The 17,993-nt window shown below is 61.6% G+C and carries 17 protein-coding genes; 9 read left to right on the forward strand and 8 right to left on the reverse strand.

Annotation, left to right across the window (positions count from 1 at the left end; translation table 11 throughout):
* Positions 1-10: 10 nt before the first annotated feature.
* Entirely contained in the window at positions 11-670 is a 660-nt protein-coding gene (locus ACF6ZU_RS24905) for a methyltransferase family protein (RefSeq protein ID WP_392887925.1), read from the reverse strand.
* 201 nt (positions 671-871) lie between these two features.
* Entirely contained in the window at positions 872-1,816 is a 945-nt protein-coding gene (locus tag ACF6ZU_RS24910; RefSeq protein WP_392887926.1) for a GlxA family transcriptional regulator, read from the reverse strand.
* A 124-nt stretch (positions 1,817-1,940) separates the two neighbouring features.
* On the opposite strand from ACF6ZU_RS24910, the gene ACF6ZU_RS24915 reads away from it, so the two are divergent.
* Complete coding sequence (locus tag ACF6ZU_RS24915; protein ID WP_392887928.1) at positions 1,941-2,732, forward strand: SDR family NAD(P)-dependent oxidoreductase; 792 nt, start codon at positions 1,941-1,943, stop codon at positions 2,730-2,732.
* A 103-nt stretch (positions 2,733-2,835) separates the two neighbouring features.
* Entirely contained in the window at positions 2,836-3,765 is a 930-nt protein-coding gene (locus ACF6ZU_RS24920; protein WP_392887929.1) for a pyridoxal-phosphate dependent enzyme, read from the forward strand.
* Between the two features lie 68 nt (positions 3,766-3,833).
* Here the strand turns inward: ACF6ZU_RS24920 and ACF6ZU_RS24925 are convergent, their stop codons facing one another.
* Entirely contained in the window at positions 3,834-4,151 is a 318-nt protein-coding gene (locus tag ACF6ZU_RS24925; protein WP_392887930.1) for a DUF2388 domain-containing protein, read from the reverse strand.
* Between the two features lie 434 nt (positions 4,152-4,585).
* On the opposite strand from ACF6ZU_RS24925, the gene ACF6ZU_RS24930 reads away from it, so the two are divergent.
* From ACF6ZU_RS24930 to ACF6ZU_RS24940, 3 genes are all read left to right on the forward strand, one after another.
* Entirely contained in the window at positions 4,586-5,374 is a 789-nt protein-coding gene (locus ACF6ZU_RS24930) for an SDR family oxidoreductase (RefSeq protein WP_392887931.1), read from the forward strand.
* A 111-nt stretch (positions 5,375-5,485) separates the two neighbouring features.
* Positions 5,486-8,200 carry a C2H2-type zinc finger protein gene (locus tag ACF6ZU_RS24935; RefSeq protein WP_392887933.1) on the forward strand — a complete coding sequence of 905 codons (2,715 nt, stop codon included), beginning with the start codon at positions 5,486-5,488 and terminating at the stop codon, positions 8,198-8,200.
* A 121-nt stretch (positions 8,201-8,321) separates the two neighbouring features.
* Complete coding sequence (locus ACF6ZU_RS24940) at positions 8,322-8,915, forward strand: DinB family protein (RefSeq protein WP_392887935.1); 594 nt, start codon at positions 8,322-8,324, stop codon at positions 8,913-8,915.
* On the opposite strand, the gene ACF6ZU_RS24945 is transcribed toward ACF6ZU_RS24940, so the two are convergent.
* The 3 genes from ACF6ZU_RS24945 to ACF6ZU_RS24955 all read right to left on the reverse strand — a co-directional run bounded on the left by ACF6ZU_RS24945 (position 8,836) and on the right by ACF6ZU_RS24955 (position 11,639).
* Positions 8,836-9,756, reverse strand: coding sequence for a LysR substrate-binding domain-containing protein (locus ACF6ZU_RS24945; protein ID WP_392887937.1), 921 nt, complete (start codon positions 9,754-9,756; stop codon positions 8,836-8,838). The genes ACF6ZU_RS24940 and ACF6ZU_RS24945 overlap by 80 nt on opposite strands.
* A gap of 207 nt (positions 9,757-9,963) precedes the next feature.
* Entirely contained in the window at positions 9,964-10,257 is a 294-nt protein-coding gene (locus tag ACF6ZU_RS24950) for a DUF6124 family protein (protein ID WP_392887939.1), read from the reverse strand.
* A gap of 482 nt (positions 10,258-10,739) precedes the next feature.
* Positions 10,740-11,639 carry a LysR substrate-binding domain-containing protein gene (locus tag ACF6ZU_RS24955; protein ID WP_392887941.1) on the reverse strand — a complete coding sequence of 300 codons (900 nt, stop codon included), beginning with the start codon at positions 11,637-11,639 and terminating at the stop codon, positions 10,740-10,742.
* Between the two features lie 208 nt (positions 11,640-11,847).
* Between ACF6ZU_RS24955 and ACF6ZU_RS24960 the strand changes: the two genes are divergently transcribed.
* From ACF6ZU_RS24960 to ACF6ZU_RS24970, 3 genes are read left to right on the forward strand one after another with little or no spacing between them, the layout of a single operon-like run.
* Positions 11,848-12,864 carry an aldo/keto reductase gene (locus tag ACF6ZU_RS24960; RefSeq protein WP_392887943.1) on the forward strand — a complete coding sequence of 339 codons (1,017 nt, stop codon included), beginning with the start codon at positions 11,848-11,850 and terminating at the stop codon, positions 12,862-12,864.
* A gap of 2 nt (positions 12,865-12,866) precedes the next feature.
* Positions 12,867-13,664 (forward strand): SDR family NAD(P)-dependent oxidoreductase, encoded by a 798-nt coding sequence (locus tag ACF6ZU_RS24965; protein ID WP_392887945.1) that lies wholly within the window; start codon positions 12,867-12,869, stop codon positions 13,662-13,664.
* Between the two features lie 26 nt (positions 13,665-13,690).
* Positions 13,691-14,101 carry an SRPBCC family protein gene (locus ACF6ZU_RS24970; RefSeq protein ID WP_392887947.1) on the forward strand — a complete coding sequence of 137 codons (411 nt, stop codon included), beginning with the start codon at positions 13,691-13,693 and terminating at the stop codon, positions 14,099-14,101.
* Between the two features lie 410 nt (positions 14,102-14,511).
* Here ACF6ZU_RS24970 and ACF6ZU_RS24975 read toward each other — a convergent pair whose 3' ends face one another.
* Together ACF6ZU_RS24975 and ACF6ZU_RS24980 are read right to left on the reverse strand one after the other, a co-directional pair.
* A complete protein-coding gene (locus ACF6ZU_RS24975) occupies positions 14,512-15,906 on the reverse strand; it encodes a sensor histidine kinase (RefSeq protein ID WP_392887949.1) in 1,395 nt (464 codons plus the stop codon).
* Positions 15,884-16,567, reverse strand: a complete 684-nt coding sequence (locus ACF6ZU_RS24980; RefSeq protein WP_392887952.1) for a response regulator transcription factor — start codon at positions 16,565-16,567, stop codon at positions 15,884-15,886. Before ACF6ZU_RS24980 ends, ACF6ZU_RS24975 begins: the two co-directional genes overlap by 23 nt.
* A 386-nt stretch (positions 16,568-16,953) precedes the next feature.
* Here ACF6ZU_RS24980 and ACF6ZU_RS24985 point away from each other — a divergent pair, with 386 nt between their 5' ends.
* Positions 16,954-17,886 (forward strand): hypothetical protein, encoded by a 933-nt coding sequence (locus tag ACF6ZU_RS24985; RefSeq protein WP_392887954.1) that lies wholly within the window; start codon positions 16,954-16,956, stop codon positions 17,884-17,886.
* The last annotated feature ends 107 nt before the right edge of the window (positions 17,887-17,993 follow it).

The following is a 17,993-nucleotide window of genomic DNA, read 5'->3' on the forward strand; positions in this document are numbered from 1 at the left end:
GGCGGCGGTGTTAGTAGAGACCGGGAACCAACCGCCAGCTCCGGCGGCAATACGCCTCGTACTCACTGCCGAACTGCGCCCGCAACAACGCTTCTTCCGCGTGGATACGCGCAATCAGCGGTATCACCGTCAGCGCGGCCAGCAACAATCCCACGCCCGAACGAAACGCCAGCGCCCAACCCACGGCAATCACCAGCATTCCCAGGTAGCTCGGGTTGCGCAGCGTTCGGTAAATCCCATCCGTCACCAGCGTGTGCCCCGGTTGAATCGCCACCAGTCCGCTGAAACGTTTGCCCAGCACAAACACCGGCCACATCCGCAGCGCACCGCCGACAATGAACACCAACGCCCCGAGCCAGCGCACGCCTTCGACGCCGAAGGTCCAGACGTCGATCCGGTCGGTGTAGGCGGGCAGGAAACCGCTCAGAATCCCGATCACCCCGAAGGCCGGCAACACCCAGCGATTGGCCCGGTCCTCCCGTTCACCGGAGCTGAGATTGACCTCGGTGAACAGCGAAGCAATCGCCATTACCAGAGTCGCCAGGGCAACGACCAGCAACGCGCCATGGGAGAAAAACCGCGCAAACCCGCCAAAACCCCAAATCGCCAGCCAGAGGTAGGCGAGGGTGCTGACGATGGCAAAAAACGCCAGCCGAGCCGAAATTTTCATAAGTCCCCCGATATTGAGTTCACACCTGTAGGAGCCGGCTTGCTGACGATTCAGACGACGCGGTGTGTGGAAAGACGCCATCGCCAGCAAGCTGGCACCTACAGGACCGCGTTTTACCTGACACACCACCGACCCTGTGGGAGCTGGCTTGCCAGCGATAGCGGCATCACGGCCACCACCGAATCGCCAGCAAGCCGGCTCCTACAGGGGTTCACTCCGAGCACTGCGGCGAATCACTTGCGGCGGCTGTCCAAACGCTCGAAGAAACGCCTCGCGCATGCGCCGGCGATCACTGAAACCTGTCTCGGTGGCGATCTGATCCAGCGTCAATCGCCCGCGTTCGAGCATGTGCCGCGCGGCTTCCAGGCGCAGGTTTTCGATGGCTTTGGCCGGCGACTGACCGGTTTCAGCACGAAATGCCCGGCTGAACTGGCGCGGGCTGAGGCTCGCGACGTCAGCCAGTTGTTCCACCGACAGCGTGTCGGCCAGGTGTTCGCGGGCGTAACCGAGCGCGGTCTGGATGCGGTCGGATTTCGGCTCCAGCTCCAGCAACGCCGAATGCTGGGACTGGCCGCCCGCACGGCGATGGTACATCACCAGTTTCTGCGCCACGGAGCGCGCGAGCCCGGCGCCGTGATCCTTTTCCACCATGGCCAGCGCCAGGTCGATCCCGGCCGTCATCCCGGCGGACGTCCAGATCGAACCGTCGACCACGTAGATGCGGTCTTCTTCAACCTTGATTGACGGAAACCGCGCCTGCAACTCCCGCGCGTAAGCCCAGTGCGTGGTGGCCCGCCGTCCGTCGAGCAAACCGGCCTGGGCGAGGACGAACGCGCCGGAACAGATCGACGCCGTGCGCCGCGCGGTTTTCACGCTGCTGCGCACGTACTCCAGCACGCCCGCCGGCGCCTGCTGAAGAATGGAATCGCCGCCGACCACGATCACCGTGTCATACACCCGCGCGCCAAACGCCTCGGTGCCCACACTCAAACCGCCGGACGCATGCAGGTTGCGGCCGTCCTCGGACAGCACGTTCACCTGATAAAGCGTCTCGCCGGCGCTGAAGTTGGCGTACTCGAACACCGGCATGGCCGCCAGCGCCATGGACTGGAAACCCTCAAACACCACAAATGCGACGGAAGTCATCGATAGGCTCTCAAAAGATCATGTCCTGAAAACGTACTTTAAACGTCATTTGAGACAAGCGTCAGCCACTTTATAACTGTTCACACCCGGCGAACACCTCGCCTCACTGTGAAGGAAACTGAACATGGCTCTCTCGTCCAAAGGCACCGCCCTGATCACGGGCGCTTCAACCGGTATCGGTGCAGTCTACGCCGACCGTCTCGCCCGTCAGGGGTATGACCTGATTCTGGTCGCCCGCAGCCAGGGCAAACTGAGCGCCCTGGCCAATCACCTGAGCAATGAAACCGGGCGTGCGGTGGAAGTCGTCGCTGCCGACCTGAAAGACAAGGCTGACCTGCGCCGGATCGAAGACATTCTGCGCACCGACGCCAGCCTCACCCTGCTGGTCAACAACGCCGGTGTCGGTGGCGTGATGCCGCTGCTGGGTAGCCCGGTGGATGACATGGAAGACATGATAGCCCTCAACATCACCGCGCTGATGCGACTGGCCTATGCCGTAGTGCCAGGGTTCGTTGCCCGTGGCACCGGCACCGTGATCAACATCGCCTCGGTCGTCGCGATTGCCCCGGAACTCCTCAACGGCGTGTATGGCGGGACCAAGGCGTTCGTGCTGGGCCTGAGCCAATCCATGCACCATGAACTGGCCGACAAAGGCATTCGCATTCAGGCCGTGTTGCCCGGCGCCACCGCCACCGATTTCTGGAGCGAGGCCGGCAACCCGGTGGAAAACCTGCCGCAGGAAATCGTCATGTCCGCCGGCGAGATGGTCGACGCGGCGCTGGCCGGGCTGGCGAGTGGCGAAGAGGTGACCATTCCTGGGCTGCACGACGGCGAACAGTGGGATCGTTACGAAGCCCAGCGCAAAACCCTCTCGGGCCTCTTCGGCAACTCCACGGCGGCCCCGCGTTATCGCTGAAACGGCCGGCGCGGCAACAGGGTGAACTAAGCTTGGATAAGGGCCGCTCAGCTTGGGGTTACTGAAACTCGACGAGCCGGAGCGCGCCCCAAGGGAGCCCGACATGCTGCATATCCGAACCCCGCTCATCCTGCACCCAGGCCTGTCGACGCCAGACCGGCGCATCTGGCTCAAGCTGGAAAACCTGCAACCCAGCGGCTCATTCAAACTGCGCGGCATGGGGTTGTTGTGCAGCCAGGCAAAAGCCCAGGGCAAACGCAAAGTGGTCTGTCCTTCCGGTGGCAATGCGGGGTTCGCGACGGCGGTGGCCGCAGCCAGCCTGGGATTGCAGGCCTGCATCGTGGTGCCGCACACCACACCGGAAACCACCCGGGCGAGAATCCGTAAAACCGGTGCCGACGTGATCGTTCACGGCAAGGTTTGGGACGACGCCAATCAGCGGGCCAAGGAGCTTTCACAAGGGGCGGACACCGAATATGTGCCCGCCTTCGATCATCCGGTGTTATGGGAAGGGCACAGCACCCTGATCGATGAAGTCCTCGAAGACTGCCCGCAGGTCGATACCCTGGTGACGTCGGTGGGGGGCGGTGGTTTGCTGGCGGGGTTGCTGACCGGATTGATCCGGCATAGGCGAATGGATTGCCGCATCGTTGCTTGCGAAACGGCGGGTGCGGCGTCTTTTTCGGCGGCGATCAAGGCCGGGTATCCGGTTCGTCTGCCACGCATCGACACCGTTGCAACCTCCCTCGGCGCCGCGCAAGTGGCGGCGTGGCCGGTGCAACACCTCCTCGATTTTCCTCACCAATGCGTGGTGCTCAGCGATGACGACGCGATCATGGGCGTGGTGCGTTACGCCAACGATTTGCGCCAGCTGGTCGAACCGGCGTGCGGCGTTTCGTTGGCGATCGGCTACCTGGATCACCCGGAGATTGCCGGGGCCCATGACGTGGTGATCGTGGTGTGCGGGGGCGTCAGCATCAGCGCGCAACTCGTTTCCGGGTGGGCGCGATCCTCCGCTGCAAGCGCAACGTAACCGCTAAGCGAAGCAGGGCTGGAAACGCTATCCAGGTGTCACAAGCCCTACCGCGACTGTTTCGGTTTTCATTGCCCGGCAGCGGCACCGTCCTGGATCAGAATGGCTCTGGCCAGGTCTTCGTCGCTGGCGTTCAGCCCAGGGTTGTCCTTACGGATCTGCTGCATGACCGACTCGAGGTATACGCCGCGAATCGTGCCACCACTGGCGACGAAACTGGAGGCGTCATCCCGGGCGGGGATCATAAGTTTATCGTCCTTGAACGTCGAGTACAGCGAAGCGGAAACCCCCGCCGAGGTGGCGACATCGCCGGCATCCACTTTCGCGAAAGCCGAACCGAAGGGTAAGCACAACACCAGGGAAGAGATAATGAACAGACGGCGCATGAGGGTGTCCTCCGACAGCGTGAAGCGTAAAGGAAGTACCACATCATTTAGGATGCTCGGCGGTCGCCAGGAGTTCCTTGCTGCGTAAACAATCCTTTTGAAAGGGTGCGCGCCCGTGAGATTGCCATCGCCGGCAAGCCGGCTCCTACAGGTTTTGTGTGAAGCCACGATCCCGGACACACCGCAGATCCGTAGGAGCCAGCTTGCTGGCGATGGCGTCCGTGAAATCGCTATCGCCAGCAAGCCGGCTCCTACAGGTTTTGGGTGAGGCCACAAACCCGGATACAGCAGAGATCTGTAGGAGCCCGGCTTGCTGGCGATGGCCTCCGTGAACTTCTGAAACAAATGATTTGTCCGAACCGCGCTGTTTCCTCCCAGGATCCAAGCCGCGCGCGGTGGTAACGTACGGCATTCAAACCATCGGGAGCACGGTCATGGAATTGGGAATCTCGGGGCGCTGGGCGATCGTCTGCGCCGCCAGTAAGGGTCTGGGCCTGGCATGCGCACGCGCCTTGGCGAAGGAGGGCGTCAACCTGGTGATCAATGCCCGTGGCGACGAAACCTTGCAGGCTGCCGCCACGCAATTGCGCCAACTGGCACCGGCCATCGAAGTGCGCACCGTCGCCGGGGACATCAGCGAACCGGCGGTGCGCGAGCGCGTATTGGCGGCGTGTCCTCAGGTCGACATCCTGATCAACAACGCCGGTGGCCCGCCGCCGGGTGACTTCCGCGACTGGCAACGGGAAGACTGGTTGAAGGCGCTGGACGCCAACATGCTCACGCCCATCGACCTGATCAAGGCCTGTGTCGATGGCATGGCCGAGCGCGGTTTCGGGCGCGTGGTCAACATCACTTCCGGCGCGGTGAAAGCGCCGATCGATGTCCTCGGGCTGTCCAACGGCGCCCGCAGCGGCCTGACCGGTTTCATCGCCGGGCTCGCGCGTCAGTCGCGACTGGCCGGGAACAACGTTACGATCAACAACCTGCTGCCCGGTCCGTTCGAGACCGAACGCCTGCACAAAACCCTGAACGCCGCCGCCGAGGCCAATGGCGCCAGCATCGAGCAAATCAGCGAGCAACGCCGAAAAAACGTGCCGGCCCAGCGCTTTGGCCAGCCCGATGAGTTCGGCGCCTACTGCGCGTTCATCTGCAGCGCCCACGCCGGTTTCCTCACCGGGCAAAACCTGTTGCTGGATGGTGGCAGTTACCCCGGGACGTTTTGATTGCTGAGTTGAAAGGGGCTCAATGGCGGTAGCAGCGCCCTTGCCTGTCATTTGTGTCAGTAGTCACAGGTTCGCGAGCGTGTTATTTCAATCCCCATGAACGACTTTGGCGTGGACATCCATACCCCCAAGCTAGCGGTCATTGACCCGCGAGGGCTGCCGGTGCGCGAGGTGGATTACTGCCGTTCCATGGCGACCGAGCCCGCTCAAGCGCATATCTCCCGTCAGGTGTTCGACCCGTTGGGGCGAGAAACGCAGCGCTACGATCCGCGTCTTTGGGCCGAGGGGCGCGGGCCGAATCGGGTGTCGATTCATGCATTGTCTGGCGCTGAACTGCTGACGATCAGTGTCGACGCCGGGTTGGCACTGTCGTTGCTCGGACAGGCTGGGCAGACACTGCAGCGCTGGGACAGTCGTAGCCTTCAGCAGCGCGACTACGATGAGCAGGTACGGCCGGTCGCCATCACCGAGCAGCTTCATGGCGAGGCGTCCCGGGTAGTCGAACGCTTTCTTTACGGCAGCCCGATCGGCAGCACGCGTAACCAGTGCGGGCAACTGATTCGTCATGACGACCCTGCTACCACCCGGCACATGCCCGATTTCGACCTGCTCGGATCGCCGTTGCTGGAGACCAGCCACTTTCTTGAGTCCCTCGAGCCGGTGCATTGGCCGCTGGACATCGAAGCGCGCGATACGCTGCTTGAATCCGCACCGGGCCTGGACAGCCGCTGGACGTATGACGCACTGGGCGAGGTCGTGACACAGACCGATGCCATGCTCAACCGACGGCGTTTCAGCCGCACCTGCGCCGGGCAACTCATCGCCACTTACTTGCAGTGCCAGGGCGCCGAAGAGGTGCAGTTGGTCAGCGAGATCCACTACAGCGCCGGCGGTCTGGTCGAACAGGAGCGGGCCGGCAATGGCGTGATCACCCGCGCGGTGTTCCATCCCGAAGATGCGCGCCTCGAACACTTGAGCGCCGGGTTGCCCGGTCAACCGCTTTTGCAAGACGTGCATTACACCTACGACCCGGTCGGCAATCCCGTAAAAATAGAGGACCGCTCGAAAGCCATCACCCACTTCAAAAACCAGCGCATCGATCCCGCCAGCACTTACACCTACGACAGCCGCTACCGCCTGATCAGCGCCACGGGCCGCGAGGTCTACCATGCCGCCAACGATCCGAACGTGCTGGTCAATTACCGCGAAGAATACGACTACGACGCTGGCGGTAACCCGCTGGAGCTGCGGCATCTCGGCGTGCAACCGTTCACTCGCCGCTGGGTGGTAGACGCGGGGAGCAACCGCAGTGTGATGGTGCAGGATGGCGATCCACCGCCGGATTTCACCCGCGAATTTGATGGCAATGGCAACCAGGCATACTTGCAGCGCGGGCACGCGCTGGCGTGGGATCCGCGTAATCAGCTGAGCGAAGTGTCGCCGGTGACGCGCGATGACGGACCGGACGATACCGAGGCGTATCGCTATGGTGGTGGGGGCAAACGTCTGCGCAAGGTGCGCTGTGCGCTGACCTCAGGTCGCACAATGACCGTCGAGGTGCGCTATTTGCCGGGGCTGGAAATTCATCTCGCCGCCAACGGCGACGAACGTCATGAAGTGGACGCCGAGGCTGGACGAAGCACCGTGCGGTTGCGCCATTGGGTCGGCGCACCACCGCCCGGTGCCGCGAATGATTACTTGAGTTACAGCGTGAACGATCACCTGGGTTCCAGCGTATTGGAACTGGACGAGCAGGGCGCGGTGATCAGTGACGAAGGTTATCTGCCGTTTGGCGGCAGGGCGTGGTGGGTCGAGCATCAGGGGGCCAAGGCGTCGTACAAAACCCGGGGCTATTCGGGCAAGGAGCGGGATGCGACCGGGTTGCTGTATTACGGGTATCGCTATTACGCGCCGTGGCAGCATCGTTGGATCAATCCGGACCCTGCGGGGGAAATAGACGGGTTGAACCTGTACTGTTTTGTCGGGAATTCGCCGGTGCGGTATTTCGATCGGGACGGGCGAGTACGGGAAGAGGAATTGCCGTTTGATCAGCAGGCATTGTTGGGATTTTTTCAAGCATTGGCGCAACGTTCCGACAGCGGCGACCCAAACGCACAAGCATTGGTAGCGACTTTACCTGTAAACGTAGTCCCGAATGAGGGTGAACAACCTGGCGCAGGAGCGCTGGATCAATTTCTGGAAACGATAGAGAGCACCTCCGCAAGCGATAAAAATCGAGAGATGCTGCTGGTTGAAGAACTCACACGTGCCGGGAATGTTGCTGCTCCAGAGCGTTTGCCTGCCGGAGCCCCTATCCCCATGCCCCTCCAAACCGCTGCAGAACCCACCCCCTCGACTTCTGCCGCAATTGATGGGGCCGGAGCAGAGCAGGCGGGTGTGCTAAAAAAATTTTATTGTGGCGTTTGCGGCAAAAATTTTCGCGACAAACGTAATCTGACTGTGCACCTTCGTGTCCACACTGGCGAAAAGCGGTACCGATGCGAGACCTGTGGAGTGGGTTTCGCGGAGAACGCCACATTGAAGCAACACATTCGAGTTCACACTAAAGAAAAACCATATGAATGCGAGACATGCGGCAAAGGCTTTGCGAGCAGATTTGGTCTGAGTACTCACCGATTAGTCCACACCAAAACAAAGGCACATCGCTGCGATATTTGCGGTGTGGCCTTTGCTCAGAGAAGTCAACTGCCAGGGCATTTGCGAACCCATACCGGATTACAGGCTTACCGCTGTGAGATATGCGGCCATGGTTTCGCACGATTTAAAAATTTCAATAGCCATAACCAACTTCATCACAGTTCGTAACCATCGTTAAGCATCACCTCATTCACAAAAAGCATGTTGGTGACCGGTGATCAGCGTTCGCGCGGCCCCACGCCACGCGAACTATGCTTCCCAGTGCGCCCATCGCAATGGGAGAACTACGATGATCAACGTACGCACTGCCCGCATGCTGGCCGATTACAAACGTTGGGCCGATCAGCGCCTGTTCGAGAGCCTGGCCGATCTGCCGCCGGGCGAGGTCAACAAAGCGCGGGTCTCGGTGTTCAAAAACATGATCGGTACCCTCAATCATATCTACGTCGTGGACTGCATCTGGAAGGCCCATCTTGAAGGCCGGGGGCATGGCTTCAAGACTTCCCACGATCTGCTGCATCCCGACCTCTATGACCTGCGCCTGGCGCAAAAGGACATCGACCGCTGGTACTGCGACTGGAGCGAGCGGCAGACTGAGGTGTCGCTGGCCAAGCCGGTCGAGTTCACGTTTGTTTCCGGTGAAAGCGGCACCATGAGCGCCGGCGCGATGCTGATGCACGTGGTCAATCACGCCAGCTATCACCGGGGCTGGGTGATCCAGATGTACTTCGACATCCCGGCCATGCCGCCGATGACCGACATGCCGATCTACCTGCGCGAGCACGATCCCGCCTTCAACGCGATCAAGGCACCGGTAGCGGCGCCGACATGTGTTGGGCAATACGCGAGCGCAACCAACGTTCTGCCGGATCGTTATCGTTGACCCCGTTCCAGACCATGGACAGCTCGGACAGGTTGATGTCGAACGGCGGGTCGTCGGCCCGCAGTTGACTGCTGCCTTCGATCAGCGCACACGCCGCGTAATCCGGCACCGTGGCGAGCATGTCGGTGCCGGCGAGCAAGGCGCGCAGGCCGGCGAATTGCGGCACCGCCAGCACCACGCGGCGGGAGCGGCCGATGCGCGCCAGGTCGTTGTCGATAGCCCCGGTCAGGTCGCCGGAAAACGACACCAACGCGTGGGGGCGTTCGCAGTAATCGTCCAGCGTCAGAGCGCCGGGGCGGTTGTCGCCGCGCAGGATCTTCACGCTCAAGTCGCGCAGTTTTTTGCGCTTGGCATTGGCCGGCAATTCCGTGGTGTAGCTGATGCCGACGGAGATCTCGCCGCTGGCGAGCATAGGTGACATCAGCAAAAAATTCACCCGCCGCACCACAACGACGACGTTCTGCGCCTCTTCGCGAATTTGCTTGAGCAGCGGTGGAAACAGGCCGAATTCGGCGTCGTCGGACAGGCCGATGCGGAACACGTCGCGGCTGGTGGACGGGTCGAAATCCTTGGCCCGGCTGACCGCGCCGGAAATGGTGTCCATCGCCGGCTGCAATTCCTTGAGAATCTGTAAGGCACGCTGGGTCGGCTCCAGCACCCGGCCGTTGCGCACCAGCAGCGGGTCATCGAACAGATCGCGCAACTTGGCCAGCGAGGCACTCACGGCAGGCTGACCGAGGAACAGCTTTTCCCCGGCCCGGGTGAGGTTCTTTTCGAACATCAGCGTTTCGAACACCACCAACAGGTTCATGTCCACGCGGCGCAGGTCGTTGCGGTTCATGGCGGGTACTCACAGGGGCCGGGTCTTTCCAGTAAAGCACCAAACCCAGGGAGGTCGACGATTTCACCCACGAACACAAATCACTGTAGGAGCGAGCTTGCTCGCGAAAACCCCAAAGGCGCCGTTGGGTACCTGTCAGCCCGCGTTATCGTTCACGACCATCGCGAGCGAGCTCGCTCCTACAGTGGGAGGGTGTTGGGTCAGGGGTTATTCGATCGGGTCGAGTTGGTCGAGCGCGCGGTTCACGGACAGTTCACCGAGCATGATGACCTGCGCGATGCCCAGCAGGGTGTTGCGACTGGAGCCGTGCGTGCGATCCGCCAGGTCCATGGTCATGACATGGGCTGAGGCCAGTGATTCGCACGCGTCACCCAACAGGTCTTCGGTGTTGATGGTCGGGTCGATGATGTACATCGTGGTGAGTTTGCGCGGGGTGGCGCGGATGTCGGCGGCGGAGGGGATGCGGTCGGGGTCTGGCGGGGTGGCGGTTGTTGTTGGCATAGATGGAACTCCAGTATTTATAGTTTGGAGCCATCACTCTCGCTACCAAACGAGAGGTGGTGGCCATGCACAGTTTGGTAGACCGGAGTACTGGAACCGGCGCCTTTGAAAAGGCCCTGCGCACGACCACCATAAAAGCCTCGACCTGAAAGGGCGTCAGCATGATGCAGCGTTGTGCGCAGTACTCCGGGCTACCAAACCCGATCGCTGTATTTTTCAGCGACCGACAAACGATAAAACCCGGGCCCAAGGCGCACAAGCCGGCGGATTCTGGCGCAGGCGTAGGCAACGACGCAAGATCCTGTAGCTTTCATCAAGTAACCGACAGCCCCTTTAAACACCGGGTTAAACACGATCCAACTGTGGGAGCGAGCCTGCTCGCGAAAAACTTAAAGGCGCCGTTGGGTACCTGACCGCGCGCGTTATCGTTCACGACCATCGCGAGCAGGCTCGCTCCTACAAGGACGTGGTTCATCCGGTTTTCAGGTGACCGACCCTGGCTCCGTCAGCACTTTCCTGAACGTCTCCACCAACGGCCGCAAATTGATTCGGTGCCACGCCGCCCACAGCGGCGTGGTGAAGGAAATCCACGGTACTTCCCGCAGCACCACACCCGGTGGCGCGTTGCGGCTCAGGCCTTTCTGGATCATCGCGATGCCCAGTCCCGAGGCCACCAGCCCCAGCGCGGTAAACGGCTCGGTCGCTTCCATGCGGATGTCCGGGGTGAAACCGGCGCGGATGCAGGCGCTGATGAAGTCGTCGCGGCTCGCGCAGTTCTGGCGATGTTGCACGCCGATCCATTCCTGATCGGCCAGGTCTGCCGGGCTCAGTGTCGCCTGGCGGGCGAGGGGATGATGCTCGGGCAGCGCCAGCAACATCGGGTCATCCAGCACCTGAAAGCCCAGCAGATCGGGGTCGTCTGCGACGGGCGGCTCACTGACCAGGGCGATATCCAGACTACGCTGACGCAGGCCTTCGAGTTGTTCGGCCGAGCTGAGGTTGTACAGCGCGACGTGCACGTTCGGCCGGTCGACCCGCAGCACGCGCAGCGCATTGGGCAACACGCCGGCATGCATGGCGTTTTCGATGTAGCCGATGCACAAGCCGCCTTCTTCACCGCGACCAAGGCGTTTGCCCAGGGATTCGAGGCGATTGGCATGGGTCAGCAGGGCGCGGGTTTCGGCGAGGAAGGTCTGGCCGTCGCGGGTCAGGCGGATGCGTTGCTGGCTGCGCTCGAACAACGTCAGGCCCAGGCGCTCTTCGAGCTGGGCGATCTGCCGGCTCAATGGCGACTGGGAAATGTGCAGGCGTTCGGCAGCGCGACCGACGTGTTCTTCCTCGGCGACGGCGACGAAGTAGCGCAATTGGCGAATGTCGATCATGTAAGACCTATAGGGACTCAAGTGCTGCGCATTATGTCTTGGACGGTCCGAACGCCGCAATCTACGATCTGCTCAACGGTTAAGCAAACACCGCTCTTTTGTAGGAGCCAGCTTGCTGGCGATGGCGTCTTTTCAGAGACACCGCGTCGTTTTAATCGCCAGCAAGCCGGCTCCTACACAGGTTTACGACATTTGAGAGGATTGAATCATGAGCTTGAAAGACAAACTGCCCGGCGCGCTGGGCTTCGGTACGGCCCCTTTGGGCAACATGTTCCGCGCCATCCCGGAAGAAGAGGCGCAAGCCACCGTGCACGCCGCCTGGGATGCCGGCGTGCGTTACTTCGACACCGCCCCGTTTTACGGCTCGGGTCTGTCGGAAATCCGCCTCGGCACCGCGCTGTCCCGCTACAACCGCGATGATTATGTGCTGAGCAGCAAGGTCGGCCGGGTGATCCTCGACGAAGTCGAAGACGCCGCCGCCCGTGATCTCGGCGAGAAAAGTGGGGTGTTCGAACACGGCCGCCCGAACAAGATCGTCAATGACTACAGCGCCGACGCGACGATGCGATCGATCGAAGACAGCCTCAAACGACTGCAAACCGATCGCCTCGACATCGTCTGGGTGCACGACATCGCCCAGGATTTCTACGGCGATCAATGGCTGGAATACTTCAACCAGGCCCGCACCGGCGCCTTCAAAGTGCTGACCCGTCTGCGCGAAGAAGGCGTGATCAAGGGCTGGGGCCTGGGCGTGAACAAGGTCGAGCCGTGCGAACTGACCCTGGACCTGAGCGAAGCCCAACCGGACGGCTTTTTGCTGGCGGGTCGCTACACTCTTCTCGACCATGATCGCGCCTTGCAGCGTCTGATGGACGCGGCGCTGGCGCAGAACGTCGAGATCGTGGTCGGCGGTCCTTACAGTTCGGGGATTCTGGCCGGTGGCGCGCACTTCGAGTACCAGAAAGCCAGCCCGGCGATCATCCATAAAGTCGAGCAGATCAAACGTATTGCCGCGGCCCACGGTGTCAGTGTCAAAGCGGCTGCGTTGCAGTTCTCCCTGGCCAACCCGGCGGTGGCTGCGGCGATTCCAGGGGCCAGCCGTCCCGAGCGGATTGCCGAAGATGTTGCCGCATTGTCGGAGGTGATTCCCGCCGCTTTCTGGCAGGCACTGCGCGACGCGAAGCTGGTCTCCGAGCGTGCCCCATTACCCATCATTGGAGCTTGAGCATGAAAATCGATCTGAGTGGAAAACTGGCGATTGTCAGCGGCAGCACGGCCGGCATTGGCCTGGGCATCAGCAAGGCGCTGGCCGAATGCGGCGCCACGGTGGTGGTGATCGGTCGCGATTCGGCCAAGGTCGAGCAGGCGCTGGCGAGCATTCGTCAGCAGGTGCCCGGTGCTCAACTGCGAGGGCTGACGGCCGACCTCGGTACGGCTGAGGGTGCAGAGAAGCTGTTCGCCGCCGAACCTCGCGCCGACGTCCTGGTGAACAACCTCGGGATCTACAACGACGTGGACTTCTTCGAGACCCCGGACAGTGAGTGGACGCGCTTCTATGAAGTCAACGTGATTTCGGGCGTACGCCTGGCCCGGCATTACGTGCCGGACATGGTCAAGCAGGGCTGGGGGCGGGTGATTTTCCTGTCTTCGGAATCCGGCGTGGCGATCCCCGCCGAGATGATCAACTACGGCGTGACCAAAAGCGCCAACCTGGCGGTTTCCCATGGCCTGGCCAAGCGCCTGGCGGGCACCGGGGTGACGGTCAATTCGGTCCTGCCGGGTCCGACCCTCACCGACGGTGTGGAAGAGATGCTCAAGGATGCCATCGCCGCCTCCGGTCGCAGCGTTCGCGAAGAAGCCGACGCGTTCGTGCGTAAGGCCCGGCCGAGTTCGATCATCCAGCGTGTGGCGGATGTCGAGGAAGTGGCCAATCTGGTGGCGTACATTGCATCACCGCTGTCATCGGCCACGACCGGCGCCGCGCTTCGCGTTGACGGCGGTGTCGTCGACAGCCTGGCGATCTGAATTTTTTGATTGAGAGAGAGGATTACATGGCAACAGCATCAGCGTTTATCGACATCCCGGCTTCGGCTGACACCGTTTGGCAATTGATCGGCGGCTTCAACTCGCTGCCGGACTGGCTGCCGTTCATTCCGAAAAGCGAACTGAGCGAAGGCGGGCGCGTGCGCAGTCTGCAAACCGCGGATGGCGCGGTGGTGATTGAACGGCTGGAGTCGTTCGATAACGCCGGGAAGACCTACAGCTACTCGATTCTGCAGGCACCGTTCCCGGCAACCGATTACCTGGCGACGATTCGTGTTGAAGCCCAGGGCGAGGGTGCGCGGGTGACGTGGTCGGGGCGGTTTGCGCCGGTGGGCGTGACCGAGGAAGAAGTGTCGGCGCTGTTTGCCGGTATCTACCAGGGCGGCCTCGACGCCCTGCGCGCCAACTACCCCGCGTAAACCGATGCCCTGTAGGAGCCGGCTTGCCGGCGATGGCGTCCGTGAGATTGCCATCGCCAGCAAGCTGGCTCCTACAGGTTTTGCGTCAAGCCGATATCGTGAGCATTCCCCAATTCCGTAGGAGCCGGCTTGCCGGCGATGGCGTCCGTGAGATCGCTATCGCCAGCAAGCCGGCTCCTACAGGTTTTGCGTCAAGCCGATATCGTGAGCATTCCCCAATTCCGTAGGAGCCGGCTTGCCGGCGATGGCGTCCGCGAGATCGCTATCGCCAGCAAGCCGGCTCCTACAGGTTTTGCGTCAAGCCGATATCGTGAGTATTCCCCAATTCCGTAGGAGCCGGCTTGCTGGCGATGGCGTCCGTGAGATTGCCATCGCCAGCAAGCTGGCTCCTACAGGTGGGTGGTGTCTGTTCAGGTCGGGGGGATCAGGCTTTGCTGGCAATCCAGGACGAGCCGCGCACCACCCAGTTCGCTGTCGCCCACTTCCAGGGTAAACCCGTGCAGGCTGACAATCGCTGCCACGATCGACAGGCCCAGGCCGAATCCGCTTTGCTGATTGCCGCCCTCGGCGCGGTAGAAACGCTGGAACACCGCTTCACGTTCGGCAGGCGGAATACCGGGGCCGGAATCGAGCACTTCGATCCGCGTGCGTCCCCCTTCATTGATTCCACGCAACACCACCTCGCCACCCGGCGGTGTGAATTTGATCGAGTTGCTCAACAGGTTCGCCACCGCTTCGAACAGCAACGCCCGGTCGCCATTCAGCGGCGGCAGGGTGTCGGGCAATTGCAGGGTGAAGGTCAGCTCGCCTTCCTCGGCCAAGGGCAGATAAAAATCGTGCAGTTCCTGCAGCAGCGGCACCGGGTCGAGCTGCACGAAACCGGAGCGCCGCTGCCGGTCTTCCAGTTCGGAGATCCGTAGCAACCCGCGAAACCTCGCCATCAGGGTGTCCGCTTCACCCAGCACGGAATCCAGTTGCGCCGCTTCCGGCGTACCTTCGCCCGCCTGTTGCTGCATGCGATAAAGCTGCGCCCGCAAGCGCGTCAGCGGCGTGCGCAGGTCATGGGCGATGTTGTCGCAGACGCCCTTGACCTCGTTCATCAAGCGCTCGATGCGTTCGAGCATGGCGTTGACGATGGCGGCGAGCATGTCCAGTTCGTCGCGGCGATTGGACAGCGGCAGTCGGCGAGTCAGGTCGCCCGCAACGATGGCTTCTGCGCTGGCCTGGATCCCGCGAATGCGCCGCAGCGGTCGGCGCCGCAACAGGTGCCAGCCGACGATGCCCGGCAGAATCGTCAGGGTCACCCCCCAGAACAGCGCATGCAGGATGATCCGGGTCACGGCGAACAGCGAGCCGTTGTCGCGGACCAGGATCAGCCAGCGACCGTCGCGGGTCTGGGTGGCAACCGCATCGCAACTGTCGCTCGGCAGGGTGGGGTCGTCCGAGTCGGCGCAGTCGCTGAGCATGTGAATTTTGCCGTCCAGCGGCAGGCTTTGCGGCATGTGGCGCAGTGCGCCGCTGAGGTAGCGATGCTGGGCGTCGAACAGGCCGTAGGCGTCGATGCCGCGAATGTCGAAGGTCATGCTGACGGCGAGGGCGTCCACCAGCTGCTCGCCGGAAAACCGCGAGAACAGATGCTGACGTTGCATCAGCGAATGCTTGGCCAGGTTGTCGAGGTACGCGGACACTTCGTAGTACATGACCCCCATCAGAATCCCGCTCCAGAGCACGAACAGCGAACTGTAGAGCGCCAGCAAGCGGCTGCTGGAGGAGCGCCAGCCTTTAGACGGGTTCGGCAATGACATAACCCGAACCTCGCACAGTCCGAATCAGTGGGACGTTGCCGGGCGGGTCGATCTTCTTGCGCAGGCGGCCGATGTGCACGTCGATCAGATTGGTGCCGGGGTCGAAGTGATAGCCCCAGACCTCTTCGAAAATCATCATCCGCGACAGAATCTGCCCGGTGTTGCGCATCAGGAATTCCAGCAATTTGTATTCGGTGGGCAACAGCGTCAGCAGTTGTCCGTCGCGGCTGGCTTCGTGGCTGATCAGGTTCAGCTCCAAGTCCGCCACCCGCAGCGTGGTGGCCTGGGCGCTCACGGTGTTCTGCCGGCGCAGCAGCACTTCGACCCGGGCAGCCATTTCATCGGTGGCGAAGGGTTTGGTCAGGTAATCGTCACCGCCGGCGCGCAAACCGCGCACGCGTTCATCGACATCGGAGAGGGCGCTGATCATCAGGATCGGCGTCGCCACGCCCATGGTCCGCAGCGTCGTGACGATCGCCAGGCCATCGAGCTCGGGCAGCATGCGGTCGAGGGTGATCAGGTCATAGTTGCCGCTGACCGCGCGCTCCAGGCCTTCGCGGCCATTGTCGACCCAATCCACGTCGAGGCCGTGGCTGCTCAGTTCGGCGACGATTTCCCGGGCGGTCACGGCGTCGTCTTCGATGGTCAAGATGCGGGTCATAGGGTTGGCCTGAGTAGAGTTCACAACGGTGTGCGGCATTTTGCCAATAAATGATCGCAGGCTTTCTAAATAAAACTTCATATACCTGCAAAAGCGCTTAACCGGCAAATGACCACGAATCTTTTGTAGGAGCCAGCTTGCCGGCGATGGCGTTCTTTCAGACACACCGCAGCGTTTTGATCGCCAGCAAGCCGGCTCCTACAAGGCCAATGCATAAAACCCGCTGATATCGTGTGTTTGTTGCAATTTGCATGGTTTTCGGAAGTTCAAACTTTGTAAGGCATTGAAATACAGCTATTTATTGAAATCTGGCGACTGGCACGTTGACTGCAATTCCTCACCTGACGAGTTGTAACAACATCTTTCCTGCCTGGAGCGACATAACAATGAATAGATCCTCTGATGGTTTCTATCCTGCCGCGGAAGAATCAAGCACGCTGTCGGGCGTTTCCTGGGGTGCGATTTTCGCCGGTGCCGCGGCTGCGGCGGCGTTGTCGCTGATCCTTGTGCTGCTCGGTTTCGGCCTGGGTTTTTCCGCCGTTTCCCCATGGGCCCATGAAGGCGTCAGCGCCAAGGGCCTGGGCATTTCCACCATTATCTGGCTGGCCGTGACGCAAATCGTTGCTTCGGGCCTGGGTGGTTACATCGCCGGTCGCCTGCGGGTGAAGTGGGCGAACATGCATGGCGATGAAGTCTACTTTCGCGACACGGCCCACGGCTTCCTGGCCTGGTGCGTGGCGACCCTGGTGACGGCGACGCTGGTCGTCGGTTCGGTCAGCAGCATTGTCAGCGGCGGGGTGCAGGCCAGTGCGAGTGTCGTCGGCGGTGCTGCATCTGTGGCGACTCAAGCCGCCGGTACCGCTGCCGGGAATACCAATAGCGACCAGTACGGTTATTTCGTCGACAGTCTGTTCCGTGATGACCGTCCCGCCGCCGTCAGCGATGACGCCGCTCGCGGCACCGTGACCCGCATCTTCGTGCGCTCCCTGAGCAACGACGGTCAACTGGCAGCCGAAGACCGTACCTACCTGGCGCAACTCGTGGCCCAGCGGACCAACCTGACTCAGGCTGACGCCGAGCGTCGTGTCGATGAAGTCTATGCCCGCACCCAGAAAGCCGTCGCCGACGCCAAACTGGCTGCCCAGCAAGCCGCCGACACCGCTGCCAAAGTCGCCGCATGGACCTCGCTGTGGATGTTCATCGCGCTGTTGATCGGTGCGTTTTTCGCCAGCCTTGCCGCCACCTTCGGCGGTCGTCGTCGGGATGCCGTGGTGTATCTGGAAACCGACACCTACGTCACCACCGCACCTGTTCGCTAACCCAGGAGAATTCTCATGCGCTCATTACTGCTGTTCTTTCTCGGTGTGCCTATCCCGATCATTATCCTGATCGCCCTGTTCATGCATTGATCCTGTGAGGCTCATGC

It is taken from the genome of Pseudomonas migulae (genome assembly GCF_043225285.1).
Taxonomy (GTDB): Bacteria; Pseudomonadota; Gammaproteobacteria; order Pseudomonadales; family Pseudomonadaceae; genus Aquipseudomonas; species Aquipseudomonas migulae_C.

What these genes read in the sequence shown, in the direction of transcription:
- ACF6ZU_RS24955 (WP_392887941.1), bottom strand. Translation starts at nt 11,639, where the DNA reads ATGATCGACATTCGCCAATTGCGCTACTTCGTCGCCGTCGCCGAGGAA.
- ACF6ZU_RS24950 (WP_392887939.1), bottom strand. Translation starts at nt 10,257, where the DNA reads ATGCCAACAACAACCGCCACCCCGCCAGACCCCGACCGCATCCCCTCC.
- ACF6ZU_RS24975 (WP_392887949.1), bottom strand. Translation starts at nt 15,906, where the DNA reads ATGTCATTGCCGAACCCGTCTAAAGGCTGGCGCTCCTCCAGCAGCCGC.
- ACF6ZU_RS24915 (WP_392887928.1), top strand. Translation starts at nt 1,941, where the DNA reads ATGGCTCTCTCGTCCAAAGGCACCGCCCTGATCACGGGCGCTTCAACC.
- ACF6ZU_RS24905 (WP_392887925.1), bottom strand. Translation starts at nt 670, where the DNA reads ATGAAAATTTCGGCTCGGCTGGCGTTTTTTGCCATCGTCAGCACCCTC.
- ACF6ZU_RS24925 (WP_392887930.1), bottom strand. Translation starts at nt 4,151, where the DNA reads ATGCGCCGTCTGTTCATTATCTCTTCCCTGGTGTTGTGCTTACCCTTC.
- ACF6ZU_RS24965 (WP_392887945.1), top strand. Translation starts at nt 12,867, where the DNA reads ATGAAAATCGATCTGAGTGGAAAACTGGCGATTGTCAGCGGCAGCACG.
- ACF6ZU_RS24910 (WP_392887926.1), bottom strand. Translation starts at nt 1,816, where the DNA reads ATGACTTCCGTCGCATTTGTGGTGTTTGAGGGTTTCCAGTCCATGGCG.
- ACF6ZU_RS24945 (WP_392887937.1), bottom strand. Translation starts at nt 9,756, where the DNA reads ATGAACCGCAACGACCTGCGCCGCGTGGACATGAACCTGTTGGTGGTG.
- ACF6ZU_RS24940 (WP_392887935.1), top strand. Translation starts at nt 8,322, where the DNA reads ATGATCAACGTACGCACTGCCCGCATGCTGGCCGATTACAAACGTTGG.
- ACF6ZU_RS24980 (WP_392887952.1), bottom strand. Translation starts at nt 16,567, where the DNA reads ATGACCCGCATCTTGACCATCGAAGACGACGCCGTGACCGCCCGGGAA.
- ACF6ZU_RS24920 (WP_392887929.1), top strand. Translation starts at nt 2,836, where the DNA reads ATGCTGCATATCCGAACCCCGCTCATCCTGCACCCAGGCCTGTCGACG.
- ACF6ZU_RS24930 (WP_392887931.1), top strand. Translation starts at nt 4,586, where the DNA reads ATGGAATTGGGAATCTCGGGGCGCTGGGCGATCGTCTGCGCCGCCAGT.
- ACF6ZU_RS24985 (WP_392887954.1), top strand. Translation starts at nt 16,954, where the DNA reads ATGAATAGATCCTCTGATGGTTTCTATCCTGCCGCGGAAGAATCAAGC.
- ACF6ZU_RS24960 (WP_392887943.1), top strand. Translation starts at nt 11,848, where the DNA reads ATGAGCTTGAAAGACAAACTGCCCGGCGCGCTGGGCTTCGGTACGGCC.
- ACF6ZU_RS24970 (WP_392887947.1), top strand. Translation starts at nt 13,691, where the DNA reads ATGGCAACAGCATCAGCGTTTATCGACATCCCGGCTTCGGCTGACACC.